Source organism: Neptuniibacter pectenicola, assembly GCF_001597735.1.
In the GTDB taxonomy this organism is placed as follows: Bacteria; Pseudomonadota; Gammaproteobacteria; order Pseudomonadales; family Balneatricaceae; genus Neptuniibacter; species Neptuniibacter pectenicola.
Window position 1 is genome coordinate 57,850 of the sequence record NZ_LUTS01000003.1, and the last position, 25,107, is coordinate 82,956.

Below are 25,107 nucleotides of genomic sequence, written 5' to 3' on the forward strand. Positions count from 1 at the left end.
TCTATGACCGCCGAGTCCGCGCCGTTCTGCCTAACCTTTAAGGTATTTCATTCTGAAATATCGCTAACTCAGTTTCTTGCCGCTCGCCTGGTGGATGCCCATCAGGTGAGGCTACCGACACTTTTCTCCCAAGGGTTCATTTTAGTTGATGGCCAGACAGCGCGATCAGAACAAGGGGTAAGCCTTGGACAGACGGTGAAGGTTTACTTGCCGGGGCATCAGGAAGCAGCGGTTGATACCCGATGGCGCCGGGTCTGGGAAAATGAGGAGCTGTTGGCGCTGTATAAGCCCCACCTGCTGCCCGTAAGCCGCACTACGCGTAACCTGTACCATACGCTGATCTCCCTTGTTCGGCGTGAAACGCCTTATACTGAATGTCAGCTGTTACACCGGTTAGATACGGAAACGGCTGGGCTTATTGTGCTGGCTAAAGATAAAGCGGCAGACCGGAAGTGGAAGCCGTTACTTAACCAATTGATGGTTGAGAAGATCTATTATGCGTGGGTCAGTGGTGAGCCTGAATGGGCGCATAAGGAGTACGCGTGTGAACTGTCCGAGAAAAAAGGCAGTTTAATTCGTAGTCAGGTCTATGTTGTTGAGCCGCAAGCGTCTGCGCTGTTCCTTAAACCAAAATACAGTAAAACAGCGTTTAGCGTTGTGCAGCGAGAACCCGGACGCGCGCTTATAGAGTGCCAACTCTTTACTGGACGTAAACATCAAATTCGTGCCCAGTTAGCGCATTTAGGTCACCCTTTACTAGGGGATAAGATATACGCACATCAAGGCTGGTATTATTTGCAGCGCTTAGAACGGGCGCTATCAGAACAGGATTACCAGCGACTGACGAGCCGATATCAGCGTTTAGAGGCTGTAAAATTGGTGTTGTCGTTACCTGAGAGAGTTGAGATAACGACTGATACCTATCGATACTAGTAGTTATTCAAGGGGTGGCGCTACCCTAAAAACAGTTTATACGCTGTATTATCTGTTTCTTCCCAGTAGTTGTAGCCAATTTCAGACAGAAACTCACCCACTTGGGCCCGTTCAGAATCGGGAACCTGCATGCCGACCAATACACGACCATAGGCCGCGCCATGGTTGCGGTAGTGAAACATTGAAATATTCCACTTGCCACCCAGTTTACTGAGGAAGTTCATCAAAGCGCCCGGACGTTCAGGGAACTCAAAGCGGTAGATCACTTCATTGGTGAGGCTTTTAGGTGAGTGACCGCCGACCATATAGCGCACATGGAGTTTAGCGATCTCATTCTCTGTAAGGTCTTCGACCTCATAGGCTTGATCACGCAACTCTTTGAGCAGTTCATCACGGCCATTTCCGCCTGAGGTGAGCTGAATACCCGCGAAAACAATTGCGTTGTTGTCATCACTGTAACGGTAATTGAACTCCGTGATATTACGTTTACCTAAGGCCGAGCAAAACTTCTTGAAGCTGCCTGCTTTTTCAGGAATACGCGCGGCAATAATCGCTTCACGTTTTTCCCCTAACTCCGAACGCTCAGCAATATGTCGTAAGCGATCAAAGTTAACGTTGGCACCTGAGTCGATAGCGATTAATGTTTTTTCGCGACAGGCTTCGCGAGCAACATACTTCTTCATACCGGCTACACCAAGTGCGCCGGCAGGTTCACAGATCGAGCGAGTGTCATCGTAAATATCTTTGATGGCGGCACAGATCTCATCAGTGGAGACCGTGATCACTTCATCGACATATTTTTTTGCGACCTCAAAGGTGTTTTCACCAATGATGGCAACGGCAACACCGTCAGCAAAAATGCCCACTTGGTCGAGGGTCACTCGCTTACCTGCATCTAGGGCTGCTTTTAGGCACGCGGAATCTTCCGATTCGACACCGATCACTTTGGTCTCGGGGCGAAGGTATTTCACATAGGCGGCAATACCTGCGATTAAACCGCCCCCGCCAACAGGGACAAAAATCGCATCAATAGGGCCTGATTCTTGACGCAGAATCTCCATTGCCACGGTGCCTTGGCCCGCGATCACATCAGGGTCATCAAATGGATGGACATAGGTCATGCCCTTTTCTTTAACAAGCTTCTGCGCATAGGCGGCCGCATCATCATAAGCATCCCCGTGCAAAACAACTTTGCCACCTAAGCGGCGAACATTGTTTACTTTTACATCAGGGGTTGTTTTTGGCATGACGATGGTGGCTTTGACGCCTAAGTATTTAGCCGACATGGCTAAACCTTGTGCATGGTTGCCTGCGGACGCGGCAACAACGCCACAGTCTCGCTGTGCTTGGCTCAGTTGAGCCATCTTGTTGTACGCGCCGCGAATTTTAAATGAGAAGACGGGCTGCTTATCTTCGCGCTTAAGTAAAATTCGATTTTCCAGACGTTCGGAGAGGCCTTTGGCTTCATCCAAGGGGGTTTCTATTGCCACGTCGTAAACACGTGCTTCTAAAATTTTCTTTATATAACGGTCTGGCATAGGGATAACTTCATCTGAAAAACCAAATAGGGTAGAAATGGTAAAGGCAAAGCGGTATTGCGTCTACACGATGGAGGCGATGCAGCGTATAATTTACGCAGAAATTAACATTTATTAGCAAATACGGGTGTTTTAACCGCCCGTTAAGCACAGGTGCCAATCATGACGCAGGATGAGATGAAAAAAGCAGTTGCCGAAGCTGCTGTGGAATACATCAAACCTAAACTGAATAAAGAGAGCATTGTGGGTGTAGGTACAGGCTCCACTGCAAATTTCTTTATCGATGCACTTGCTGAAATAAAGCATATGTTTGATGGTGCTGTTGCAAGTTCAGAAGCGACCGCTGAGCGGTTGAAAGCGCAGGGAATCGAGGTGTTCGATTTGAACGCGGTGTCTGAAATGGATGTGTATGTTGATGGTGCTGATGAATTTGATTCCGGTTTGAACCTTGTTAAAGGGGGAGGTGGCGCATTAACACGCGAGAAGATCGTTGCTGCCGTGGCGAAAGAGTTTGTGTGTATTGTTGATAGCACTAAAAAAGTGGGTGTACTCGGCGCATTCCCTTTGCCTGTAGAAGTGATCCCTATGGCACGTTCATATGTGGCCCGTGAGATTGTTAAATTAGACGGTATGCCTGAATGGCGAGAAGGCTTCGTTACTGATAATGGTAATCTGATCCTTGATGTTCATGATATGGAAATCATGCACGCTAAAGCGTTAGAAACGCAGCTCAATAATATTGTGGGTGTTGTCACTAATGGTTTGTTTGCTAACCGCGGCGCGGATGTTGTCTTGATGGGCACGCCGGACGGCGTTGAAACGATCGCGCTATAAGCGATGTCTCGCTCGTTATTAAAAGCCTCGCGTTTGCGGGGCTTTTTTGATTGCGTGCGGCCTTACTCTGTTTGGCCTGCTTTCTTTGTTCTATCGGTACAGCGCCATCCACCCATGATTGCAAGCCCAACAAATAGAAGTGCCGTCATCTCTATACTGTTGCTGACGAGCATTAGTTTGGCATGGTAAAGGCTTGATGCGCCAAGTACTAAACCTGCACTAATCACACAGGTTACCGCCCCGATTAAAAACGCAATGTAAGTTGGCTGCTCTCGTTTTGCACACCATTTAGCTAATAAGCCAATGGTAAGCCAGTAGCTGAGTAAGATGGCAATCGCGGTTAAATTTTCCATGGGTTTCCAGATGGTTGCTATAATTGGGCTCAGGCTCAATAAACCGGTTGGTCATTGTATCAGGGCTTTATGACACCGGGGTTAAATGATGGGTCGATATCCCTGTTTTTAAAAAATCGCATTTATTCTGTTTATTCCTATCCTTGTTAATCTGTTGTAGTTAGCGTATTTCGCGGCGCCCGTTGCTTTCCTTATTAAATGACGGCTCATTTTTCTGCCCATCTGTCTTTCTAGATAATAGATATGATTGATAAATTGAGATCAAGGTGGATACCCATGACGAAAGAAGCAGACGTAATAAATATCGCTGTATTAATTGTTCATGGCACTCAGGTTTTAGATATAACGGGGCGTGTTGTCGCTAGATAACGCCTGATTTTTTTGCGCTTAATGTTAAAAAGAGGGTGGTGTAGCAGGGAGAATCGGGTGTGTTTATCGAGCACTGAGCAGTGGTTGTTATCGCCCGATAAATATTGAGCTGTTTTTATGGATGTAGATGTAAAAACAGCTCAATGCTTTTTGCAGTTTTCCTTAGACGCTTAGAACGTCATCCGGCTAACGGCAATGCTCGCAGGCATGGTAATCCAAGCCATAGCGATTAAATTAATGATGATCCAAGCGAAGCCAGAAGAGTCGCGGAAGTTTTCGTTATGTTCTGCCATGGTAGTCACCCCTTATTTAAGACATAACGGTGCCAACCTATTCAGCGAAGTAAATGATCTATTACTTCAACCCTATTCGCCTGAACCTTTAAGGTTTCTTTTGGCCGGGTATCGTGAACGGTTAGAACCGTAGTTAATATGCATAGAACTGTCTTGGTTTGTCTGTAATAGACGCGCCCAATGGCGCGGGATTTTAACAGGGTTGGTTAAAATTTAATAGATAATTTATATGAGCTACTTATGATGTAATAGCGGCGCTATATCATTACTTTTTATATGGTTTTAGTAGGCGGTTGCCAATTAATTAAGTATTCGTGAGCAATATGTTGGTTTTTTATGGAATGTTCGGCCCCTATTCATAAAATTCGATTATGATTAAACGATTAGTGTTATGTAAATGGGCGAAAAATAATTATGGTACGTTTTCTTCTTATCATCCTCGTTGCAATGGCTCTGTTATTGCACAACCTTCCGTACCTTGTACGGGATCAGGTTGTTATTTGGTTATTGAATAATGGCGCTGAGACGGCAGAGTTAAAAGCGATTAACGTGGATTGGTTTGATGGGCGCTTAAGTATCGAAGGGCTTAAGGCTTCTGCGGAGGGTAAGCCCGCGCTTGCGGTTGATCAGCTCAGTGTGGCGCTGGATTATGCCCAGCTAGCCGACGAGAGAGTACTATTAACGGCGGTTGAGCTGGCGGGTATCAATGTGGGTATCCGAGAGCAAGATAAACAGTTGTGGCTTGGGCCTCTCGATCTGAACCAATTGACCCAGAGTGATAAGACCGTAGAGGCGGAACCCGACGCGGAAGAGGGCAGCTCTAATTGGAGTTTTGGACTGAAGGAGTTGCAGTTACGTGATATTAATTGGCGGGCCGAAGTTGCAGGACAAAAACACCATTTAACCTTAAGCACGGGGCGTGTAGCGGATTTCTACCAATGGGATCAGGATCAATTGGTAGCGGTCGACTTAGAGGGTACCTTAAATGATGCACCTATTTTGCTCTCGTCCAACTCTCGCCCGTTACCAGAAGAGAAAAGCTCAGAGCTCAAAGTTAAACTCAAAAACTTCCCCCTACACAGCGTTACCGCTGTCTTTTTGCCAACGTTGCGCGCACATATCGATCTTGATTTAAGTATTAAGGCGCAAAGTAATAGTGGTAGCCATTTAACCTCTATTGTTCAAAGCGGTTCGGTTCGCGTGAGAAACCTGAGTTATGCGCAAGAGGGGCTACAGGTTAAAGAGCAAAGCTTGGCGTGGAATGGCGGTGTTAATGTGGCGCTACTTGGCAGTGAGTTAAAATCGCTCAAAACCAAAGGCGAGTTGGCCCTGCAAGGGTTGGCTCTGACCCAAGCCGGTAGCCAGGTTTCATTGGACAGTCTTAAGGTGAACTCTGCTATTAATTTGCAGGGGTTAACGTCGTTGAATCTGTCCGCTCTGGTGCTTGATGCCAAAAAGCTGCAGCTCTCCCAAGCTGCTCAGGCGATGAATGCGGATGACCTTCACCTCACGGCCGATGCCATTAACCTACAGGATCTAACGCAACTCAGCCTGTCTGGGCTATTGCTCGATGTGAATCAATTGCAGCTGTCTCAAGCGAAGCAGCGTGTACAGGTCAGTAGGTTACAGTTGTCCGCAGGTGCTGAAACTCAAGATATGCAGATATGGCAAGCCACGGTTCCAACGTTAACGCTCGCGGATATTGATCTATCGGCGGCGGGCGAGTCGCTCGTGACCTTGAAAGGTTTAACGCTGAAATCAGCGGTTGTGCAACATACCGATAAAATCTCTCTGGCCGAGTTAGAGGCTGATCAGTTAGTCGTTGAAGGTGATGGGGGAGTCTTTACCCAGTGGAATAAAATTAGCGCGAAAGGGGTTACGCTTGACCAGTTGCAATCCCTCAGTATTAATCAGTTACTGCTGCACAACAGTAAAACCCGCTTATACCTCACCCCAAAGCGGAACCTGTCGGATCTGGACTGGTTATTAGCACAGCTCTCATCGGCAGAGAGTAACGCGGGTTCGGGCAGCAAGGCGGCATCCTCTAGCGCGCCTTTTCGCGTGAAACTTAATCGTCTATCCCTGTCAGGGAGTAACACCCTTAATGTGGTCGATAGGGGTGTGAAACCGGCGTTTAAAACCCAGCTGGATATTAGCAAGGTTGAGTTGCGCAAACTGGACACTGCAGCCAAAGGTGAAACGAGCTTTGAGTTAGCGGCGAAGAGTAAGTTCGCCAAAATCTCAGCTAAAGGGGCTATGGAGCTATTCAGCGGTAATTACGGGGGACACTGGGATGCAGAAATTAAAGGTCTAGAGCTACCAGAAGTTAGCCCTTACTCACTGGAATATACCGGCTATTATTTGCAAAGTGGTCAGCTAACGTTAACCACAAAAGGCACCATTAAAGACCGGAAATTGAGTGGCGATTCCGATATACGGTTAAACAGACTTGAAGTTGAGGCACGTAATAGTGAGCGTAGTGGTGAGTTTGACCAAAAGGTCTCAATGCCGCTGGGTACCGCGATCATGGTGCTACAAGACAATGATAGCAATATAGATCTGCAAATCCCCTTGGAAGGCTCTTTGGATGATCCTAAGTTTGGTTACCAAACCATTATTAATAAACTGGCAGGTAAGGGGCTTAAAAATGCCGCCATCGGCTACATAAGCAATGCGCTGCAGCCCTTTGGCGCGTTAATTTCGATCAGCCAGATGGTGATGGATGCCCAAGAGAATGGGTCGTTTATCACGCTGCAACCTGTGATCTTTGAGCCGGCGGAAACTACCCTGTCGTCCGAATCAAAGGCCTATATGGCTAAGTTAGCGGAGATGATGAACGAGCGTAAAGGGATGCGTATGAACATTTGTGGGGTTGCGGTATTAGCCGATAAACCTGCTATTTGGGCGCAGTTGCAAGAGACGAATAAACAGCAGAAAGCACCGCTTGATGAAACGCTTCTATTGCTGGAGTTAGAGCCTGCATTACAGGCCTTAGCGCAACAGCGTAGTGATGCGGTGAAGACCGAGCTATCCGATAAGCAAGGGATTGATAGCGAGCGTCTCTTTAGTTGTTACCCTAAAGTGGACCTAAAATCTAAAGATAAACCGCAGGTTTCATTAGGGTTATAAGCATGAACCTGTTCCGTCATTCAGATGATGGTATCAATCTGAATGACGGATTTGTACCTCCGTGCTTCTGTGCAAAGGGTTAGCGGCTGATCAGGGTTCGATAGCTGCTGGCCAAACTTTGTTGTCGATGGCTGAGCTTACTTATCAACATAAATAGGCCACAGCTTAGTATTGGCAGACTTATCCACAGGTAAGGGTGTACCACCGGGTCCAGTTTCAGCAGTTGTTGATGGATGGGCCATAAGCTTAACTCGCTAATAATGACCGCCATAAACCCGCTAATCATACCGATTAAACCCATTTCCATTCGATCGAGCTGCTTGCACTGTTGTTGGCTTGCGCCGAGGGTTTGTAGCAAGGCATTTTCATAACGGCGCTGCTCCAGCTCTTGCGTGAGCGTGACATATAATAAGATTAAACCAGCGCTGGTGGTGAGTAGCATCAGTAGGCTAGAGAGCATGGATAAGCGTGTCAGCAAGTGTTGTAGCTGTTCAAGTATTTGCCGGACATCGATCAGGGTTAAGGTCGGAAACTGCTCAATCAGTTGTCGGCTAATGTCAGCGCTATTGTCCCCTAAATGGAAACTGGTTAAGTAACTTGCCGAGATATCCTCTAGCAGTCCCGGCGCAAAGATAAAATAGAAGTTCGGCTGGAAGGAGTCCCACTGAACGCTACGTATGCTATTAACCTCTGCGCTTCGCTCTATACCCCCGATATTAAACGTCACGATATCGCCCAGCGTTAAGCCTAACTCTGAGGCTATCTTCTCCTCAATCGATACCTGTCCGGTCAACGGTGTATCGGTCTTCTCTGTCTGTTTAGAGGCCCGCCACTGGCCCGCTACAAGGGTATTGTGCGCGGGCAGTTGTATCGTGGTGGTTAAATTAAGCTCGCGATTCAACGAAGGGTGGTCCTGTTGCTTTTGAGTGAGCGCCTCCGATAGGGGCTGGTGGTTGATGGCATTGAGTCGCCCACGGTAAATCGGCCACAGCTGAGGGTCGATTTGGTGGCTATGTAGTAGGGTTTGTACGCCCTCTTTTTCCCATTCTTGGATGTTAATCACAAAGTGGTTAGGGGTTTCCTCGGGGAGCTGAGCTTGCCAGCGGCTGAGTAGGTCGTTTAATGCGATTAAGTTGATACTTAACAGTGAAAAAAGCAGGCAGATCACCGGTATTTGTAGTTTATACCAGCGCTGTTGCTGTTGAACGCGACTGAACAGCAAATTCCCTAGGGGGTGATGAGGGGCGAATTTTTGACTGATCACTTTACTGAGATAGGCGCCGAGACTGCCCAACAGGCCGCCCACCACAAGTAGACAGAGCGTTAAGCTGATGGTTAATAGCAGGTTGTTTAAGTACCAAGCGGTAGCACCGACCAAGATAAGCATAGCGGCTGCATAAGGCAACTTATTACCCCATGTTAGTGGGGCGGTTTGGTCTTGAATCAGCTGTAAGGGGTTGCTGTTTTGTAACTTAAATAGCGAAGGTAATCCTAAGCAGAGCAGGATCGTTATCCCTAAGAGGGGGCCGGATAGATAGGTGAATATTGAGGCCGCAGGGACGGGTTGGGGGAGTACGCCTTGTAGCAGTGTTAGCCCCGCGCTTTCTAATAACCAGGTCAGGATAACCCCTGCAACGGAACATAGCAGCCAAGCTAAACACAGTTGAATAATATAGAGCTGTAGTATCTGTTGATCGCTTACGCCTAAGGTTTTTAACAGTGCAGCGCGTTTGTATTGGCTTTGTGTAAACCGTCGTAGGCTTAGAAAGATGGTCATCGCCGAGATCAGCAAGGCGAAGAGTGCGCCTAACCGTAGGTAAGAGGAGGCTTTATTGAGGGCGCTATTCTGTTGCCCCTCTTCTGACGTAATGGATGAGAGTTTTTCCCCGGTCTTTAAATTCTGCTCAAGACGCTGCCTTAACGTGGCAATCTGGGTCGGTGTTCCCGCAAAAAGTTGGCGGTAGCTCAGGCGCGCGCCCGGCCCTAATAAGCCGGTTTGCTCTAACTGCTGGCGATTAATAATCAGCTGAGGGTTAAAGCTAATAAAACCTCGCCCGCGATCGGGGGCTGATTGAATCACGGCGGTTAAGGTAAACGAGACGCTCCCCAGCGTGATCTGATCGCCTAAGGTTAGGTTTAAACGATCCAATGCGCTTTGCTCAGCCCAGACCTCATTGGGTTTTGGAAGGTTTAAGGGTGTGGGCGGTTCTAGGGTTATTTTTCCCCGGGGGTAGGCGGCCTGTAGTGCGCGAATGGTGACTAATAAAAAGCGTTCATCATGGCTGGCCATGGTCCCTAGTTGAACGACTTCACTGGCGGTAATACCTGACTCTTGAGCGCTCACCAGCGTGCTTTCATCCAGTGTTCGACTGCTACTGAGAATTAAGTCGGCGCCTAAAATGTCGCTACCTTGACGCATCAACGTGCGCTCGATGCGTTCGCCTAAAACAGCCATGAGGCTGGCAATGGTAACGGCTAATAGCAGGGCAATAATTAAGGCACGCCATTCACTCAACTTTAGGCAACTAATGCTTTGTTTAGCGGCTAACTGGAGGGGTGTTGTTATACTCATAGGTCGATCTCGGTTAGCTCACCATTTTGTAGCTTTAAGGCGCGCTGGCAGCGTTTCGCGAGGGAGGGATCATGGGTGATCAAAATCAGTGTCGTATTCTGCTCTTTATTGAGGGTAAATAGCTGCTGGATGATCTGTTCGCCCGTTTGTTCATCCAAATTTCCGGTCGGCTCGTCGGCAAAGAGTAGCGTGGGTTGTGTGGCAAAGCTGCGAGCAATCGCTACACGCTGCTGTTCGCCTCCTGACAGCTCTGCGGGTTTATGATTAAGACGTTCGGCTAGGTCTACCTTGTTGAGCCAGTGGGTGGCTTCCTGCGCTGCATTTTTGTGGTTACGAATCTGCAGGGGGAGCATGACATTTTGCAGTGCAGTTAAATCGGGGAGTAAATGGAACGCTTGGAATACAAAACTAATATGTTGATTACGGAACGCCGCCCGTTGTTTATCACTTAAACCTTCGAGGTCTGTGTTGTTGAGCAGGATAGTGCCCGTGCTGGGTTGGTCTAAACCCGCTAATATAGCAAGTAAAGATGATTTTCCCGTGCCGGATGGGCCAATGATCGCAACAGTTTCGCCCCGTTGGATTTCGAGGTTCAGGTCTTTAAATAACTCTAAATTCCCCGCTTGAGTCTTAAACCGTTTTGCGAGATGCTGAGCGCTGATAACCGTATCTGTTTTCTGATTCATTAGGTGTCCCTGTGCGAATTCTACTTTCACTGCTTATTATTCTAGGCCATTTTACATTGACGTTACCTGCAAGCGCAGGTTCCCTTGTTGTGTTGGGCGATAGTTTGTCCTCTGCTCATAATATGAAACCAGAACAAGGTTGGGTTCATTTACTCGACCAGCGTATACAGCGTGAAGGTTATTTGATCGATGTGATTAACGCGAGCGTGAGTGGTGATACTACCCAAAATGGAATTGCACGTCTCAAAATGCTATTGCAAAAGGTTGATGCAGAAATAGTTATTATCGAGCTTGGTGGAAATGATGGACTACGAGGCACGCCTCCGTTCGCTATCCGTAAAAACCTAGTACGCTTGATCGACATGGTGGAAGAGGTTGATGCTGAAGTGGTGCTTTTAGGTATTCAGCTACCGGCCAATTACGGCGTGGCCTATACCCAAGCATTTAAAGAGATCTATCCTGATATTGCGGATGAAACGGGCGTGTTTTTTGTGCCATTTTTTATGGAGCAGGTGGCACTGGTGCCAGAACGGATGCAAAAAGATGGAATTCACCCTAATGCAAAAGGTCAGCCCTATCTGGTCGATAAAGTCTGGCCTTATCTTGAGCCGTTGTTAGAAGAGCGGGATTAGCCTTTTCCTTGTTATAGGGGCTAGTAGCCTGATGACGAAAAAAAAGGCACCTAAGGTGCCTTTTTTGTGTAAAACGAAAATTTATGCGAAGTTTGCGTTTACGAAATCCCAGTTAACAAGCGCCCAGAAACCTTTAAGGTAATCAGGACGAACGTTACGGTAATCGATGTAGTAAGCGTGTTCCCAAAGGTCAACAGTCAACAATGGCGTCTGACCTGTTGTAAGTGGGCAACCTGCATTGCTAGTGTTAACGATTTCTAGAGAACCGTCAGCATTTTTAACTAACCAGGTCCAGCTAGAGCCGAAGTTGTTTACAGCTTTATCGTTCAATGCTTCTTGGAACGCTGCGAAAGAGCCCCATTTAGTGTTGATTGCATCAGCGATAGGGCCTGTTGGCTCGCCACCAGCGTTAGGTGCTAGGCAGTTCCAGTAGAAAGTGTGGTTCCAGATCTGTGCTGCGTTGTTGAATACGCCGCCAGCAGGCGCTGAAGTGATGATCTCTTCTAGCGTTTTGCCTTCAAATTCAGTACCAGGAACCAAGCCGTTTAGCTTAACAACGTATGTGTTATGGTGCTTACCGTGGTGGAAGTCTAGAGTTTCTGAAGAAATGTGTGGTTCCAGAGCATCCTTAGCATAAGGTAGCGGCGGAAGTTCAAAGCTCATAAGTGTCACCTTATTGTGTCAGTCTATATTAGACAAATTATCAGGCAGCTGCTTACCATTATTTAGTGCTCTCACTATGATAGAGCAGCCGGTAAATATTAATTCGAGTGAATCATAGCACTCAATACTTTACATTTCATGGTACAAAAAGTGTGTTTAATCGTTCATTTGCCATCAAATGGGGGTGCTTCCGCTCTGCTTGCGACTAAAGTTTGCTGAAACTGCGGCTTATTCGCCCTAGAATAACGGGCTGTTTATTTTATATAACTATAAAAAAGTGATTATTTTACGATGTATAAAGTTCTTATTTGGATAGCCCTTGTTGCGTTAGGTATTTTAGCGGTTAAAACGCAATTTTTGACGTCAAGTACCTTTGGCCCGTTTAAAGAAGGCTGTATGCAAGCAGAGGGGACGACTGAAGCCCGTTGTGACTGCTTAGCTAAATATGTGCATAAGCACTTTAGTGATAATGAAGTGAAACTGATTATGGGGGGGAAAATTAGCGATCCCGATTTCAGATTTAAAGTGGATGAAGTTGTGCGTACGGGTTCTAACGCCTGCGCAGCTGAATAAGCGTATAAAAAGAGAAAGGGGCATTTCGTCGTTTTCTTCATCCCCGTCAGTAACTGAAAGGTGCGTATCTTATAGCACCTTATCTGTTACTGGTGGCGGCCCTTTTTAAATAGTGTTCTATTAACAACCCTGCCACGTCACGCCGGTGGTGTGGCCCTATGCAGCGCGACCTCTTCTAGTGGGAATTGAGGATCGCCACAGACATAGAAAAATGGGTTTTCCAACGACTCCTGTTCGTTATAGGCTAATGGCTGCAAGCTGGTTGCATTCACTAACCGTCCACCTGCCGCTTCGACAATAGCTTGTGCTGCTGCGGTATCCCATTCGCTGGTTGGAAATAAACGAGGATAAAAATCGGCCACGCCTTCTGCGATTAGACACATCTTTAATGAGCTGCCGACCGCTTGATTGTGTACGCGCCGAAAATATTTGTAGAGAGGCTTGAGTAGGACGTCATTACGCGTCTGCCCATGTCTGCGGCTTGCGGCAATAATTAATTCCTGCCCTAAAGGTCTACTGCGGATCTGCGCGGAGCGTTGGCCGTCGATCTGCTTATGGGCGGGGAGTTGTGTGCTACCCCAGTAAGCGGTTTTAGTGGCGGGGACATAGATAATGCCAAGCACCGGCTTGTGCTGCTCAATCAAGGCAATATTGATGGTGAACTCATCATTCTGTTGAATGAACTCTTTTGTGCCATCTAATGGATCAATACACCAGAATCGGTCCCACTGCTGCCGTTGCTGAAAGGTTGTTGATTCATCTTCTTCGCTAAGCTGTGGAATGTCGGGGGTGAGGGCAAGTAATCCCTTTTGGATGATTTCATGTGCTGCTAGGTCCGCTTTGGTCACGGGTGAAAGGTCTTGCTTAATACGAATAGCGAAGTCTTTGCTCGTGTAAACCTGCATGATCGCTTCACTGGCCTGCTCACACAGGGGAATAAGTGATTTGATGAGTTTTTTATGATTCATCACAACGGCCCTTTTTTTGTTATTGAACCTTGATTGTTACGCCTCTGTTTACAGTCTAGTCTCTTTTTGACGATTGTTTAGCCAAAAAATCTTTTACCATATATAAGGCGGCAATCGCGCGGGCTTCTGTGAAATCTGGATCTGCAACGAGTTGCTCTAATTTATCAAGCGGCCAACGAACAACCTCCATCTCTTCAGGCTCATCACCTTCCAATCGGCAGGGGTAAAGGTCTTGCGCAACTACGGCCGTAACCGCATGACCCATATAGTTGGGGGCGGAAGTCATAACCTTTAAGGTATGTAAGCGGTTACTACCAAATCCCGCTTCCTCTTTTAGCTCGCGGTCGGCAGCGGTATGTTCATCCTCGCCTGGATCAATTAAGCCTTTTGGCAAAGTGAGTGTGTAATCTTCTATGCCTACCGCATATTCACGAATAAGTAATACGTCGCCATTCTCGGTAATAGGGATAATCATAACCGCGCCATGACCGCGATTAGCTAAACGTTCATAGGTACGCTCTGCACCGTTAGAAAAGCGTAGTTCTATCTCTTCAACGTTAAATAATCGACTTTTAGCGGTGTTAGTTATCTTCAAAATCTCGGGTTTAACCGTCATACTGAACCTTCCTCCTACAAATGGCCTGAGTAATGTTTGATTGGCAAAATATCGATACCGTGTTGTTAGATATGGACGGCACGCTTCTTGACCTACACTTTGACACTTTTTTCTGGCTTGAGCATCTTCCTCTACGTTATGCCCAGATACATGCGATGAAGGTAGATGAGGCTCGTCAGTGGCTTCATGAGCGTATCATAGAGGAGCAGGGCTCGCTTAATTGGTATTGTTTAGACTATTGGACGCGGGAGCTTAATGTGCCCGTGGCGGAGCTGAAAAGGGAAGTGGCAACGAAAATCGCGTTTAGGCCCCACGTAGAGGATTTTTTGTTGGCGTTAAAGCAGCAGGGGATTCGCACCGTAATTGTTACCAATGCGCATCAAGATAGTTTATCCCTGAAGGCAGAAACAACGAACCTGGATCAGTTGGTTGATCATGTGATCTGTTCACATGACTTTGGCCTTGCTAAGGAAACATTTGGTTTTTGGGATAAACTACAAGAGGTCGAAGCGTTTGATAAAGAACGAACACTGCTGGTGGATGATAGCTTTGCTGTGCTTGAAAGCGCCAAAACGTATGGTATCCGTTATCTGCTTTCAATTTTTCAACCGGATAGCCAGCAGCCTAAAAGAGAGATCGAAGGCTTTTTAGCGATTGATCATTTCAATGAAATTACACCGAAGTAAGACGGAAAAGAATGACACAGCCTGACGAGAAAGTTCGTTTAGATAAATGGCTTTGGGCCGCCCGTTTTTATAAAACCCGAGCCGTTGCAAAACAGATGATTGATGGGGGCAAAGTCCACTACAACGGACAGCGAACTAAGTGTAGTCGCCATGTTGAAGTGGGTGCCACATTAACTATTCGTCAAGGATTTGATGAGAAAGAGATTGTTGTGGTTGAGCTGTCCGATCGACGTGGAGGCGCACCTGATGCGCAAAAACTCTACCGCGAAACCGACGCAAGTATCCGCAAGCGGGAAGAGAATGCGGCGCAAAGAAAAGCGATGGGTAGTGGGTTAAACCCACGCAACCGGCCCAACAAAAAAGAACGGCGCCAGATTATCTCTTTTAAGGATAGTGAACGCGGTATTTTTGATAAGTAAGCTCGCGTGCTTATGCGTTAGGCGCGGTGTTATGCCTAACGCACTTGTCCCTTGTTAACGAGGCTGTTTCAGAATTGGCAGTTGGTTCAGCCATGGGATCTTGCCAAATAAATCAATTAACGGGCGTAATAGTTTATGTACACCTGATGTGAAATAGTGCATTAGCGGGGTGCAAAAGGCCCAACTAAGCGTCAGCATCGCCGAGAAGGCCCCGCCAACCAGATTGTCACTGGCCCAGTGAGCGCCACCGACAATACGCGGTAACATAAATAGAAGGGCTAAAAGCAGGGCGCTTATGGATAGCGCGCTCCGTGCATTTAATAGAATAAAGCCGGCCCACGTAAGTACCACTGCGGCATGGTCGCCAGGGAAACTATGGCCAGCGGAATCTTTAGCTGGGATATCCGGAACGATTTTGCTGAATTTAAACGAGGGTTCAAGCACCAGTGAGGGGCTATTGCCGCTCAGGCCGATTGCGCGCGCATATTCGTAAACGGACTCCCGTATAGGGAACATCAGTACCAGCAAAAGAATAAACCCAATAAACGCTTGTTGTAGGCGATCCCGTTTTATTCCCATCCCCGGAAACGTAATGCTCGCCAGCATGATAAGCAGTGGGATCATGTCGAAAATACGCACATTGGACCATGCCCAGAACCGTGTCCAGCTGTTGTCTTCAGACAGCGTGCCGTTCAAGGTAAAGAAGATGTTTTGATCAATGCTGCGCCAGAACGCAAAGCCTGTATCCGTCAGGAAAAAACCAATCCATATAAACGCAACGACATGGCTGATGAGCAGGGCTTTGATATTCCAACGGGTGTTAAAAACAGTAATAGTATTCATTATTATATTTGTATCTATGGCTGGCTCGAATAGTAGAGTGGGTATGATAAAATATATCTACAGCCTTGAATATCAATTTAGGTATTCAACTTCCTCTCTAATCAGCGAATAGACTTATTTATATGAGTAACCCGGATCAAATCCAGCGCATTATGTTTGATGAGTTGGATATACGAGGCGTCGTTTCAGGCCTTAAACAAACCTGCAGTGATTGTTTTGAAAATCATGACTATCCACCCGTGATTAAACAGGTGCTAGGTGAGATGTTGGCGGCGGTTAGCTTGCTGAGCTCTAACCTTAAGTTTGAAGGGCGTTTAATTCTTCAGGCTCAAGGGCAGGGGAATGTACGTCTTTTAATGGCAGAAACAAATCAGAACCGAGATGTGAGGGCGATTGCCCGCTTAGAGGGTGATGTGCCTGACAATGCCTCTTTTGTTGAATTGCTGCCCCAAGGGCAGGTGGTATTGACGATTGAGCCGGAAAATGGACATCGTTATCAGGGTGTTGTGCCTTTAGATGGTGAAAACTTAGCGAAATGCCTTGAGCGTTATTTTATTAGCTCCGAGCAGCTGCCCACTTATGTGCAATTAGCATCGGATGGTGAGATGGCGGCGGGATTGATGCTGCAAGTGTTACCAGCGGAAGGCTCAGGCCAAGAGGATTGGGAACGCATCAGTTTATTGGCATCGACCCTAAAGAGTGTTGAGTTGCTTGAATTAGACAACGAAACGTTGCTGTTCCGTTTATTCCATGAAGAAACATGCCGCCTTTATGAGCCTGACCCTGTGCAGTTTAAGTGTACCTGTTCACGGGCGCGTAGTTTGGCGTCGCTGAAGTTGGTAGGTAAGGCTGAGCTAGAGTCGCTGATTGAAGAGGAGGGGCAGATTGATGTGCATTGTCAGTTCTGTAATAGCCACTACCGATTCGATTTGGCGGATGTTGACGCGTTATTTTCCGAATCTGGGCACACCGATGATAGCGGGAATGTACATTAATTGAACACCTTTAGCTCAAAATTGCGTTAAGTCAACTCTTAAATGTTTTGGGGAATGGCGTTTAGTGCGATTTTTGTGCATAATACGCCTCCTTATAAATACGATATATAGACACCTTACGCCTTATTATTTAGGAAACGTTATTGGCGCCTATGCCAAGGGAACCCAGTAATGACCAAAGATTCATTGAACATTGCATACCGAAATTTAAGCCCAGCTGAGCTAGTTGAAAAAGCCATTCTTAATGGTGAAGGTACACTAGCTGATACAGGCGCCCTCGTAGTAACAACGGGCAAACGTACAGGTCGCTCACCGATGGATCGTTACATCGTTGACGAGCCAAGTACTTCAGATTCGATCGATTGGGGCAATATCAACCGTCCTTTCGATACCGATAAGTTTGATGCCCTATGGACTCGCGTAGAAGAGTTTATAGCGGATAAAGAACACTTCGTATCTAACGTACACGTCGGCTCCGATCCAAGTCACTACCTTGCTGTTAAAATGACAACTCAGACTGCGTGGCAGAATCTGTTTGGTCAAAATCTATTCATTCGCCCTGCGGAGTACAATCCAAAAGCGAAAGAAGAGTGGCAAGTCCTAAACGTTGCAGGTTTCGAGTGTATTCCTGAGCGTGATGGTACTAACAGTGATGGTTGTGTCATCCTTAACTTCGCGCAGCGTAAAGTATTGCTTGTGGGCATGCGTTATGCGGGCGAGATGAAGAAAGCGATGTTCTCTGTTCAAAACTTCCTACTGCCAGAAAAAGATGTGCTTCCAATGCACTGTTCTGCCAACGTAGGCGAAGATAACAGTACTACATTGTTCTTCGGCCTTTCTGGTACAGGTAAAACAACACTGTCTGCTGACCCTGATCGTTACCTTATTGGTGATGACGAGCATGGTTGGGGCAAAGGCGTTGTCTTTAACTTGGAAGGTGGTTGCTACGCTAAGACAATCAACCTAAGCCAGAAAAATGAACCTATTATCTGGGATGCTATCCGTTTTGGTGCGATCGTTGAGAACGTAACACTTAATGAAAAGCGTACCGCTGATTATGATGATACGTCTCTGACTGAGAATGGTCGTTGTGCATACCCATTACAGCATGTTGAAAAACGTACTGAAACGAACATGGGCGATGAGCCAGATTCAATTGTCTTCCTAACATGCGACTTAACCGGTGTATTACCGCCGGTTTCTGTATTAACGAAAGAAGCGGCTGCGTACCACTTCCTATCGGGTTATACCGCGCTTGTCGGTTCAACTGAAATGGGTTCAGGTGGTGGTATTAAATCTACCTTCTCTACGTGTTTTGGTGCGCCTTTCTTCCCGCGTCCAGCGCATGTGTACGCTGAATTGCTAATGAAGCGTATTGAAGAGTTCGGCTCTAAAGTTTACCTAGTTAATACTGGCTGGACAGGCGGTTCTTACGGTACAGGCCAGCGTTTCAGTATTCCTACAACTCGCGGTATTATTAGTGCGATTCAGAACGGTGCTCTAGCGGGTGCTGAGACGATTAAGTTGGATGGTTTGAACCTTGATGTGCCAGTTTCCGTTCCTGGTGTTGATTCTGGTTTATTAAACCCACGTGAAACATGGGCTGATAAATCAACGTATGATGCCGCTGCAACAGACCTGATTGGTCAGTTTGTTTCAAACTTTAAGAAGTTTGATGGCGTATCAGAAGATATTGTTGCAGCGGGCCCTAAACTTTAAGGCATCGCTGACCCTATAAAAAGCCCCTGTATTTCTACAGGGGCTTTTTTGTGGCTGGCTCAAAAAAAACGGTTTAGATATTACTGAACGCGCAGTTTTATATCGGCTCCGTTTAAGTAGTCTGCTTCCTGTTCTAAATCAGCCAATGTTAACGGGTGAAGCTCTAGCCAGCCCTCAGGAAACTCGACGATAAGCTTTTTGTTATCCACACGAAATGCGATGGCGGGTAGTCTGTCTTTTGAGCGGCTTCTGTGTAATACAACGGCGATGCGCAATAAAACACACAAGTGGGCATAGGCGTCTTGCAGGCGTTTAGGCAGTGTTTTGAACTCATCCTTGGGGAATTTTCGCCGATGACCCCTGACCAAGGTTGCTAGCTGCAATTGCTCCTGGGTGGTGAAGCCGGGAAGATCAGCGTGGGTGAGTAAATAGGCACTGTGTTTGTGAAACTGACTATGGGCAATGGTTAAACCTATCTCGTGGGTTTTCGCCGCCCAGCTCAACATATCGTAATGCTTGCGAGAGAGTTGCCAGTCATCTTTGACTTGGGCCCAAGCTAATAGGGCCGTATGTTCCACTCTATCCGCCTGTTCTTGGTCCACATGGTAACGCTGCATAATGGCGTTGATTGTACGATCGCGTACATCTTCATGGCGAAGGCGTCCGGCCATGTCATAAAGCACGCCTTCACGAAGTGCGCCCTCAGAGAAGGCCATCTCTTTAATATCGAGTGCTTCAAATGCTGCGCATAATATAGCAACACCAGCGGGGAATACTTTCTGTCGTTCAGGTTTTAGGTCTGCAATATCAATATCTGCGCTGTTTTCAAAGCTTAAGATTTTGTCTCTCAGCGCGTGCAAGGCTGTTTTTGTGATTCGGTCGTCGCTCAGTCCGATGCTAATGCAAGCATTACGAACCGCTTTGATCGTGCCTGATGAGCCGACAACACTGTTCCAGCCATGATCTTGGTAGGAAAACTTGATTGACTGTAGCTCTTGCAGTGCCGCTGTTTGCGCACGTTTAAAGTTTTTGGCATTGATGCAGTCATCAGGAAAGTAACGTTTGGTGAAGCTGACGCAGCCCATATGTAGGCTTTCCATCATATTGGGTTCGAACCGTTCACCAATAATAAACTCGGTACTGCCGCCGCCAATATCAATCACTAAGCGGGCACCTTTATCATCGGCTAATGTATGCGAGACGCCGAGATAGATCAGGCGCGCTTCTTCGCGTCCGGCGATGATCTCAAGCGGGGTGCCTAGAATATTTTCAGCTTCATCAATGAATTCGCGGCTGTTTTTAGCCTCGCGTAGCGCGTTGGTGCCAACGACCCTTACGGCATCGCTAGGCAGGTCTTTTATACGCTGAGCAAAGCGACTAAGGCAGTCAAGACCGCGTTTTTTGGCTTCATCAGTGAGGTAACGTTTATCGTTGATCCCAGCAGCAAGCTGAACTTTATCGGACATAACATCAACGGTCCGCAGTTCTCCTTGATCAAGCTGCGCTACCACAATGTGGAAGCTGTTTGACCCAAGGTCTATAGCAGCGAGAAATTGCTCTTCAATGTTATCTATAGCAGTGGTCTGCTCGGTCATTATGAAAAAGCCTCATGGACAATAGAGATGGAAGCGGAGAGTAGAGTACCAAAAGAAACCGCGGGCTGCAGTCGCTTTTCATTCACATAGTGCAAAGGGATAATACTGACTTGTTTTACAACGATTTATTACGATCAATCACCCTTCTAATCGATAAAATGGTCGCTAATTGGCGACAACCCCGTTACACAACGGCCTGTTGGGTGTTATTATCGGCGGTCTGATTAAAGTGTTGGGTGCAGCGGAGAAGAGTCCCCATGAGTGAAAACATTGTAAATGTTACAGATGCTTCCTTCGAAGAAGATGTTCTCAAGGCTGAAAGTGCGGTCTTAGTGGATTACTGGGCTGAATGGTGCGGTCCTTGTAAGATGATTGCTCCAGTTCTTGAAGAAATTGCAAAAGAGTATGGCGATCAGCTTAAAATTTGTAAGCTGAATATCGACGAAAACAGTGAAACACCACCAAGGTTCGGTATTCGTGGTATTCCTACGCTAATGTTGTTCAAGGGCGGTAATGTTGAAGCAACGAAGGTGGGTGCTTTATCAAAATCCCAGCTAGCTGCGTTCATCGAAGCTAACCTGTAAGTGAATAAGCCAAGAAAGTGTGATGTTGTATAAAACATGACACTTTCTCGTCTTTTTCTATAGACAGGCGGTTTTCTTCCTTCTATAGTGTTCAGAGTTTGGCCAGCCTGCTAAAACTTATCCTTCTTTTTTCTTTGTTTTAGTAATGAGCTATTAAAGGCCATTTTTGTATTTCTTCCTAAATTCCATCCAAATAAAAAAATCAGCCTAGTGCTTGTTTCCTCCAAACTATGAATCTTACTGAATTAAAAACTAAAAGCGTTCCCGAGTTACTTGATATTGCCAAAGGCATGGGAATGGATAACTTGGCGCGTTCCCGTAAACAGGATGTTATTTTTGCTATCCTGAAACGTCATGCTAAAGGTGGCGAAGATATATACGGCAACGGTGTCCTCGAAATTTTGCAGGATGGCTTCGGCTTTCTGCGCTCAGCTGACTCCTCCTACTTAGCTGGCCCTGATGATATTTATGTATCACCAAGCCAGATTCGTCGTTTCAACCTACGTACAGGTGATACGATTGAGGGTAAGATTCGTCCACCTAAGGATGGCGAGCGCTATTTTGCATTGTTAAAAGTTAATGAGATTAACTACGACAAGCCAGATAATGCCAAAAATAAAATTTTATTCGAAAACCTGACGCCGTTATTTGCGCAGGATCGTTTAAGAATGGAGATTGGTAACGGCAGTACAGAAGATCTGACTGCTCGCGTTATCGATCTTGTTTGCCCTATGGGTAAAGGTCAGCGTGCATTGGTGGTATCGCCACCTAAAGCGGGTAAGACCTTAATGTTACAGAATATTGCGAACAGCATTACGCGTAACAATCCAGAAACACATCTAATTGTCTTGCTAATTGATGAACGTCCAGAGGAAGTAACAGAGATGCAGCGCACCGTTCGTGGTGAAGTTGTTGCGTCAACGTTCGATGAGCCTCCAGCACGTCATGTTCAAGTCGCAGAGATGGTTATCGAGAAAGCTAAACGTCTGACTGAACATAAAAAAGATGTGGTTATCCTCCTTGATTCGATTACGCGATTGGCGCGTGCCTATAATACGGTTATTCCATCGTCTGGTAAGGTGCTAACCGGTGGTGTTGATGCCCACGCATTGGAACGTCCAAAACGTTTCTTTGGTGCTGCGCGTAATATTGAAGAGGGTGGCAGCCTGACAATTATCGCTACGGCGTTGGTTGATACAGGTTCTAAAATGGACGAAGTTATTTTCGAAGAGTTCAAAGGTACAGGTAACTCTGAAGTTCATCTCGACCGTAAGATTGCTGAGAAACGTGTATTCCCTGCAATTAATATCCGTCGTTCAGGCACACGCCGTGAAGATCTTCTGACCTCTGAAGAGGAGCTGCAACGTATGTGGATTCTACGTAAGCTGCTTGATTCAATGGAAGATACGGCAGCAACAGAGTTTGTTATTGATAAGTTGAAAGACTTTAAAACAAATGATGAGTTCTTCCTGTCGATGAAGCGGAAATAAACCAGTTTACGTATAAAAGGGTGAGCTTCTGCTTGCCCTTTTTTGTTTTTACTAGGTTCTATACATGGCGACTCCAAAATACAAAGACCTGCGTGACTTTATCCATATGCTGGAAGCGCGCGGCGAACTTAAACGGATTAAACAAGAGATCGATCCCAACCTTGAAATGACCGAGATTAGTGATCGGACACTCAAAGCGGGCGGTCCTGCACTCCTGTTTGAAAACCCTAAGGGCTATGATTACCCTGTACTGACTAACCTTTTCGGCACGCCGGAACGGGTTGCCATGGGCATGGGTGAAGACAGTGTTGTCGCGCTGCGCGAGGTGGGTAAACTGCTTGCGCAACTGAAGGAGCCTGAGCCCCCAAAGGGGATGAAAGACGCATGGGATAAACTACCTATCTTCAAACAAGTTTTGAATATGGGACCTAAAGTGGTTAAGACCGCCGCGTGTCAGAAGCATGTTATTGAAGGCGATGATGTAGATCTGAATAAGTTGCCTATTCAAACCTGTTGGCCTGGTGATGCGGCACCGTTGATTACATGGCCATTAGTGATTACCCGTGGGCCGAATAAAGAGCGTCAAAACTTAGGTATTTACCGTCAGCAGCTGATTGCGAAAAATAAGTTGATCATGCGTTGGTTGGCGCATCGCGGCGGGGCGTTAGATTTTCGTGAATGGAAACAGGAGCACCCTGGTGAACCGTTTCCTATCGCGGTGGCTTTGGGTGCTGATCCGGCCACGATTCTTGGTGCTGTAACGCCAGTGCCGGATACCTTATCTGAATATGGTTTTGCCGGTTTGCTACGTGGCGGCAAAACGGAAGTGGTTAAATGCTTAGGCAGCGACCTGCAGGTGCCTGCGAGCGCTGAGTTTATTTTAGAAGGGTATATTCACCCGGATGAGATGGCTGATGAAGGCCCGTTTGGCGACCATACTGGGTATTATAATGAGGTAGACAGCTTCCCTGTGTTTACTGTTGAGCGTATTACTCACCGCAGTAACCCTATCTATCACAGTACCTATACCGGAAGACCGCCAGATGAACCGGCGATTTTAGGCGTAGCGCTGAATGAAGTGTTTGTGCCTATTTTGCAGAAGCAGTTCCCCGAAATTGTTGATTTCTACCTGCCGCCAGAAGGCTGTTCATACCGCATGGCGGTTGTGACGATTAAGAAGCAATACCCCGGCCATGCAAAACGTATTATGTTGGGGGTTTGGTCTTTCTTGCGCCAGTTTATGTATACAAAGTTTGTCATTGTTTGTGATGATGATGTAAATGCGCGGGATTGGAATGATGTGATCTGGGCGATTACTACGCGGATGGACCCTCAGCGTGATACGGTGATGATTGATAACACGCCTATAGATTATCTTGATTTTGCTTCACCGGTTTCAGGTTTAGGTTCTAAGATGGGTATGGATGCCACGAATAAATGGGAAGGCGAAACCACCCGTGAATGGGGAGTGCCTATTGAGATGGATCCTGATGTACAGAAAAAAGTAGATGATATTTGGGCTGATCTGGGTATTCTGGATTAAGTGATGGCTCACCAAATCGTTATTGAAAATATTGGCCATAGCCTCACCGGCCAATCAGGTGAAACCTTATTAGAGAGTCTTCAGCGCCATGGCTATAAACTTCGAGTAGGGTGTAGAAATGGCGTGTGTGAAATTTGTGAAGTTAGGCTGATAGAAGGCGAAATTGTACAAAGCTATCCTGAAAAGAAGCTGATGTTAAGCAACACGATAAATCAGACGTCAGAGGGTGTGTTTGCGTGTACATGTCGGCCTTTAAGTGACGTTAGGGTGAAAATAGAGGGGCTGGAATGCCCTGGAGAATTGTTAGTGAAAAAACTGTTATGTGATATTACAGCGATTGAAAAGCTGAATGCAGATGTTTACCGTGTGCGGCTTCAGTTGCCTGCTACAGCATCTATGTCGGCCGAGTTCTATGCCGGTCAATATTTAGACCTTATTCTCCCTAGTGGGAAGCAGGCGTCCTTCTCAATAGGCTCTGCACCGGATCAAGGGCGTAATGTAGAGCTGCATATTCGCCATATCCCCGACAGCGAGATGTCTAATAATATTATTCATCATCTGCAGAATGAGAAGACGGTAGAAATCGAGATTCCTAAAGGGGATTGTTATCTACAAGCGCATAAGATCAGCCCTGATACGCGTCTTATTTTTGCGGCTGCGAGTACAGGATTTGCGCAAGTTAAAAGTGTGGTCGAACACCTGCTGGCTAACCAGTTTAGTAATCCGATCTATATCTACTGGGGCGCACGGGTAGAGGATGATATTTACTTAAGTAACCTGCCGTTACAGTGGGCTGCCGAGCATACTAATGTGCATTTTGAGCGGGTTGTGAGCGAGTCCGAGAATAGCCCTAATTGGGCTGGGCGCATCGGTTTGCTGCCTTCTGCTATTTTGGATGACTTTAGCGATTTTGAGAATGTAGAGATCTTTGCCAGCGGCTCACCTGCGATGGTTTATGCATTGCTTGAGGCCTGTGAGGCGAAGGGCTTTAAGGAAGAAAATATGCATTCCGATGTGTTTGCTTACGCGCCGCGGAATAAATAGGCGGCTATCTTGCCTGTCTAGATTTAGAGG

At 46.7% G+C, this 25,107-nt stretch carries 23 protein-coding genes; 13 read left to right on the forward strand and 10 right to left on the reverse strand.

Going from position 1 to position 25,107, the window contains the following annotated elements:
* Positions 1 to 3: 3 nt before the first annotated feature.
* Positions 4 to 933: an RluA family pseudouridine synthase gene (locus A3773_RS04830; protein WP_082800548.1), complete on the forward strand. Its 930-nt coding sequence runs from the start codon at positions 4 to 6 to the stop codon at positions 931 to 933.
* Between the two features lie 20 nt (positions 934 to 953).
* On the opposite strand, the gene ilvA is transcribed toward A3773_RS04830, so the two are convergent.
* Positions 954 to 2,471 (reverse strand): threonine ammonia-lyase, biosynthetic, encoded by a 1,518-nt coding sequence (gene ilvA / locus A3773_RS04835; RefSeq protein ID WP_067983678.1) that lies wholly within the window; start codon positions 2,469 to 2,471, stop codon positions 954 to 956.
* Positions 2,472 to 2,633: 162 nt separating this feature from the next.
* Here ilvA and rpiA point away from each other — a divergent pair, with 162 nt between their 5' ends.
* Complete coding sequence (gene rpiA, locus A3773_RS04840) at positions 2,634 to 3,305, forward strand: ribose-5-phosphate isomerase RpiA (RefSeq protein ID WP_067983680.1); 672 nt, start codon at positions 2,634 to 2,636, stop codon at positions 3,303 to 3,305.
* A 62-nt stretch (positions 3,306 to 3,367) separates the two neighbouring features.
* Here rpiA and A3773_RS04845 read toward each other — a convergent pair whose 3' ends face one another.
* Together A3773_RS04845 and A3773_RS18525 are read right to left on the reverse strand one after the other, a co-directional pair.
* Positions 3,368 to 3,658 (reverse strand): hypothetical protein, encoded by a 291-nt coding sequence (locus A3773_RS04845; RefSeq protein ID WP_067983682.1) that lies wholly within the window; start codon positions 3,656 to 3,658, stop codon positions 3,368 to 3,370.
* Positions 3,659 to 4,197: 539 nt separating this feature from the next.
* A complete protein-coding gene (locus A3773_RS18525) occupies positions 4,198 to 4,320 on the reverse strand; it encodes a hypothetical protein (protein WP_269454482.1) in 123 nt (40 codons plus the stop codon).
* 414 nt (positions 4,321 to 4,734) lie between these two features.
* Between A3773_RS18525 and A3773_RS04850 the strand changes: the two genes are divergently transcribed.
* Complete coding sequence (locus tag A3773_RS04850) at positions 4,735 to 7,449, forward strand: DUF748 domain-containing protein (protein ID WP_067983684.1); 2,715 nt, start codon at positions 4,735 to 4,737, stop codon at positions 7,447 to 7,449.
* Positions 7,450 to 7,528: 79 nt separating this feature from the next.
* On the opposite strand, the gene A3773_RS04855 is transcribed toward A3773_RS04850, so the two are convergent.
* Entirely contained in the window at positions 7,529 to 10,021 is a 2,493-nt protein-coding gene (locus A3773_RS04855) for an ABC transporter permease (protein ID WP_067983686.1), read from the reverse strand.
* Positions 10,018 to 10,707, reverse strand: a complete 690-nt coding sequence (locus A3773_RS04860) for an ABC transporter ATP-binding protein (protein WP_067983688.1) — start codon at positions 10,705 to 10,707, stop codon at positions 10,018 to 10,020. Before A3773_RS04860 ends, A3773_RS04855 begins: the two co-directional genes overlap by 4 nt.
* A gap of 11 nt (positions 10,708 to 10,718) precedes the next feature.
* On the opposite strand from A3773_RS04860, the gene A3773_RS04865 reads away from it, so the two are divergent.
* A complete protein-coding gene (locus A3773_RS04865) occupies positions 10,719 to 11,339 on the forward strand; it encodes an arylesterase (RefSeq protein ID WP_231902150.1) in 621 nt (206 codons plus the stop codon).
* Positions 11,340 to 11,420: 81 nt separating this feature from the next.
* Here A3773_RS04865 and A3773_RS04870 read toward each other — a convergent pair whose 3' ends face one another.
* The gene (locus A3773_RS04870) at positions 11,421 to 12,002 is read right to left on the reverse strand and encodes a superoxide dismutase (RefSeq protein ID WP_067983690.1); all 582 of its coding nucleotides are present in this window, start codon (positions 12,000 to 12,002) and stop codon (positions 11,421 to 11,423) included.
* 291 nt (positions 12,003 to 12,293) lie between these two features.
* Here A3773_RS04870 and A3773_RS04875 point away from each other — a divergent pair, with 291 nt between their 5' ends.
* Positions 12,294 to 12,575, forward strand: coding sequence for a hypothetical protein (locus tag A3773_RS04875; protein ID WP_067983692.1), 282 nt, complete (start codon positions 12,294 to 12,296; stop codon positions 12,573 to 12,575).
* Between the two features lie 137 nt (positions 12,576 to 12,712).
* On the opposite strand, the gene cysQ is transcribed toward A3773_RS04875, so the two are convergent.
* Both cysQ and nudE read right to left on the reverse strand, forming a co-directional pair.
* On the reverse strand, positions 12,713 to 13,543 hold the full coding sequence (gene cysQ / locus A3773_RS04880) for a 3'(2'),5'-bisphosphate nucleotidase CysQ (protein ID WP_067983694.1): 831 nt from the start codon (positions 13,541 to 13,543) through the stop codon (positions 12,713 to 12,715).
* 55 nt (positions 13,544 to 13,598) lie between these two features.
* Entirely contained in the window at positions 13,599 to 14,159 is a 561-nt protein-coding gene (nudE, locus tag A3773_RS04885; RefSeq protein ID WP_067983696.1) for an ADP compounds hydrolase NudE, read from the reverse strand.
* 32 nt (positions 14,160 to 14,191) lie between these two features.
* Here nudE and yrfG point away from each other — a divergent pair, with 32 nt between their 5' ends.
* Entirely contained in the window at positions 14,192 to 14,845 is a 654-nt protein-coding gene (gene yrfG, locus A3773_RS04890; RefSeq protein WP_067983698.1) for a GMP/IMP nucleotidase, read from the forward strand.
* 11 nt (positions 14,846 to 14,856) lie between these two features.
* Positions 14,857 to 15,264 carry a ribosome-associated heat shock protein Hsp15 gene (hslR, locus tag A3773_RS04895; RefSeq protein WP_067983701.1) on the forward strand — a complete coding sequence of 136 codons (408 nt, stop codon included), beginning with the start codon at positions 14,857 to 14,859 and terminating at the stop codon, positions 15,262 to 15,264.
* Positions 15,265 to 15,318: 54 nt separating this feature from the next.
* Here the strand turns inward: hslR and A3773_RS04900 are convergent, their stop codons facing one another.
* Positions 15,319 to 16,107, reverse strand: a complete 789-nt coding sequence (locus A3773_RS04900; protein WP_067983703.1) for a phosphatase PAP2 family protein — start codon at positions 16,105 to 16,107, stop codon at positions 15,319 to 15,321.
* Between the two features lie 122 nt (positions 16,108 to 16,229).
* On the opposite strand from A3773_RS04900, the gene hslO reads away from it, so the two are divergent.
* Positions 16,230 to 17,102, forward strand: a complete 873-nt coding sequence (gene hslO, locus A3773_RS04905; protein ID WP_067983705.1) for an Hsp33 family molecular chaperone HslO — start codon at positions 16,230 to 16,232, stop codon at positions 17,100 to 17,102.
* A 171-nt stretch (positions 17,103 to 17,273) separates the two neighbouring features.
* Positions 17,274 to 18,821 carry a phosphoenolpyruvate carboxykinase gene (locus A3773_RS04910; RefSeq protein ID WP_067983708.1) on the forward strand — a complete coding sequence of 516 codons (1,548 nt, stop codon included), beginning with the start codon at positions 17,274 to 17,276 and terminating at the stop codon, positions 18,819 to 18,821.
* Positions 18,822 to 18,901: 80 nt separating this feature from the next.
* On the opposite strand, the gene ppx is transcribed toward A3773_RS04910, so the two are convergent.
* Positions 18,902 to 20,416, reverse strand: a complete 1,515-nt coding sequence (gene ppx / locus A3773_RS04915; RefSeq protein WP_067983711.1) for an exopolyphosphatase — start codon at positions 20,414 to 20,416, stop codon at positions 18,902 to 18,904.
* 257 nt (positions 20,417 to 20,673) lie between these two features.
* Between ppx and trxA the strand changes: the two genes are divergently transcribed.
* From trxA to A3773_RS04935, 4 genes are all read left to right on the forward strand, one after another.
* Positions 20,674 to 21,000 (forward strand): thioredoxin TrxA, encoded by a 327-nt coding sequence (trxA, locus tag A3773_RS04920; RefSeq protein ID WP_067983713.1) that lies wholly within the window; start codon positions 20,674 to 20,676, stop codon positions 20,998 to 21,000.
* A gap of 230 nt (positions 21,001 to 21,230) precedes the next feature.
* Positions 21,231 to 22,490, forward strand: coding sequence for a transcription termination factor Rho (rho, locus tag A3773_RS04925; protein ID WP_067983715.1), 1,260 nt, complete (start codon positions 21,231 to 21,233; stop codon positions 22,488 to 22,490).
* 64 nt (positions 22,491 to 22,554) lie between these two features.
* Positions 22,555 to 24,033: a 4-hydroxy-3-polyprenylbenzoate decarboxylase gene (gene ubiD, locus A3773_RS04930; protein ID WP_067983717.1), complete on the forward strand. Its 1,479-nt coding sequence runs from the start codon at positions 22,555 to 22,557 to the stop codon at positions 24,031 to 24,033.
* Positions 24,034 to 24,036: 3 nt separating this feature from the next.
* Positions 24,037 to 25,077 carry a 2Fe-2S iron-sulfur cluster-binding protein gene (locus tag A3773_RS04935; RefSeq protein WP_067983719.1) on the forward strand — a complete coding sequence of 347 codons (1,041 nt, stop codon included), beginning with the start codon at positions 24,037 to 24,039 and terminating at the stop codon, positions 25,075 to 25,077.
* Positions 25,078 to 25,107 lie beyond the last annotated feature (30 nt).

Excerpts from the sequence above, each read along its gene's own strand:
- A3773_RS18525 (WP_269454482.1), bottom strand. The coding sequence starts at position 4,320 with ATGGCAGAACATAACGAAAACTTCCGCGACTCTTCTGGCTTCGCTTGG.
- A3773_RS04935 (WP_067983719.1), top strand. The coding sequence starts at position 24,037 with ATGGCTCACCAAATCGTTATTGAAAATATTGGCCATAGCCTCACCGGC.
- nudE (WP_067983696.1), bottom strand. The coding sequence starts at position 14,159 with ATGACGGTTAAACCCGAGATTTTGAAGATAACTAACACCGCTAAAAGT.
- A3773_RS04910 (WP_067983708.1), top strand. The coding sequence starts at position 17,274 with ATGACCAAAGATTCATTGAACATTGCATACCGAAATTTAAGCCCAGCT.
- ubiD (WP_067983717.1), top strand. The coding sequence starts at position 22,555 with ATGGCGACTCCAAAATACAAAGACCTGCGTGACTTTATCCATATGCTG.
- hslR (WP_067983701.1), top strand. The coding sequence starts at position 14,857 with ATGACACAGCCTGACGAGAAAGTTCGTTTAGATAAATGGCTTTGGGCC.
- A3773_RS04850 (WP_067983684.1), top strand. The coding sequence starts at position 4,735 with ATGGTACGTTTTCTTCTTATCATCCTCGTTGCAATGGCTCTGTTATTG.
- cysQ (WP_067983694.1), bottom strand. The coding sequence starts at position 13,543 with ATGAATCATAAAAAACTCATCAAATCACTTATTCCCCTGTGTGAGCAG.
- trxA (WP_067983713.1), top strand. The coding sequence starts at position 20,674 with ATGAGTGAAAACATTGTAAATGTTACAGATGCTTCCTTCGAAGAAGAT.
- rho (WP_067983715.1), top strand. The coding sequence starts at position 21,231 with ATGAATCTTACTGAATTAAAAACTAAAAGCGTTCCCGAGTTACTTGAT.
- rpiA (WP_067983680.1), top strand. The coding sequence starts at position 2,634 with ATGACGCAGGATGAGATGAAAAAAGCAGTTGCCGAAGCTGCTGTGGAA.
- A3773_RS04830 (WP_082800548.1), top strand. The coding sequence starts at position 4 with ATGACCGCCGAGTCCGCGCCGTTCTGCCTAACCTTTAAGGTATTTCAT.
- A3773_RS04860 (WP_067983688.1), bottom strand. The coding sequence starts at position 10,707 with ATGAATCAGAAAACAGATACGGTTATCAGCGCTCAGCATCTCGCAAAA.
- yrfG (WP_067983698.1), top strand. The coding sequence starts at position 14,192 with ATGTTTGATTGGCAAAATATCGATACCGTGTTGTTAGATATGGACGGC.
- hslO (WP_067983705.1), top strand. The coding sequence starts at position 16,230 with ATGAGTAACCCGGATCAAATCCAGCGCATTATGTTTGATGAGTTGGAT.
- ilvA (WP_067983678.1), bottom strand. The coding sequence starts at position 2,471 with ATGCCAGACCGTTATATAAAGAAAATTTTAGAAGCACGTGTTTACGAC.
- A3773_RS04900 (WP_067983703.1), bottom strand. The coding sequence starts at position 16,107 with ATGAATACTATTACTGTTTTTAACACCCGTTGGAATATCAAAGCCCTG.
- A3773_RS04870 (WP_067983690.1), bottom strand. The coding sequence starts at position 12,002 with ATGAGCTTTGAACTTCCGCCGCTACCTTATGCTAAGGATGCTCTGGAA.
- ppx (WP_067983711.1), bottom strand. The coding sequence starts at position 20,416 with ATGACCGAGCAGACCACTGCTATAGATAACATTGAAGAGCAATTTCTC.
- A3773_RS04845 (WP_067983682.1), bottom strand. The coding sequence starts at position 3,658 with ATGGAAAATTTAACCGCGATTGCCATCTTACTCAGCTACTGGCTTACC.
- A3773_RS04875 (WP_067983692.1), top strand. The coding sequence starts at position 12,294 with ATGTATAAAGTTCTTATTTGGATAGCCCTTGTTGCGTTAGGTATTTTA.
- A3773_RS04855 (WP_067983686.1), bottom strand. The coding sequence starts at position 10,021 with ATGAGTATAACAACACCCCTCCAGTTAGCCGCTAAACAAAGCATTAGT.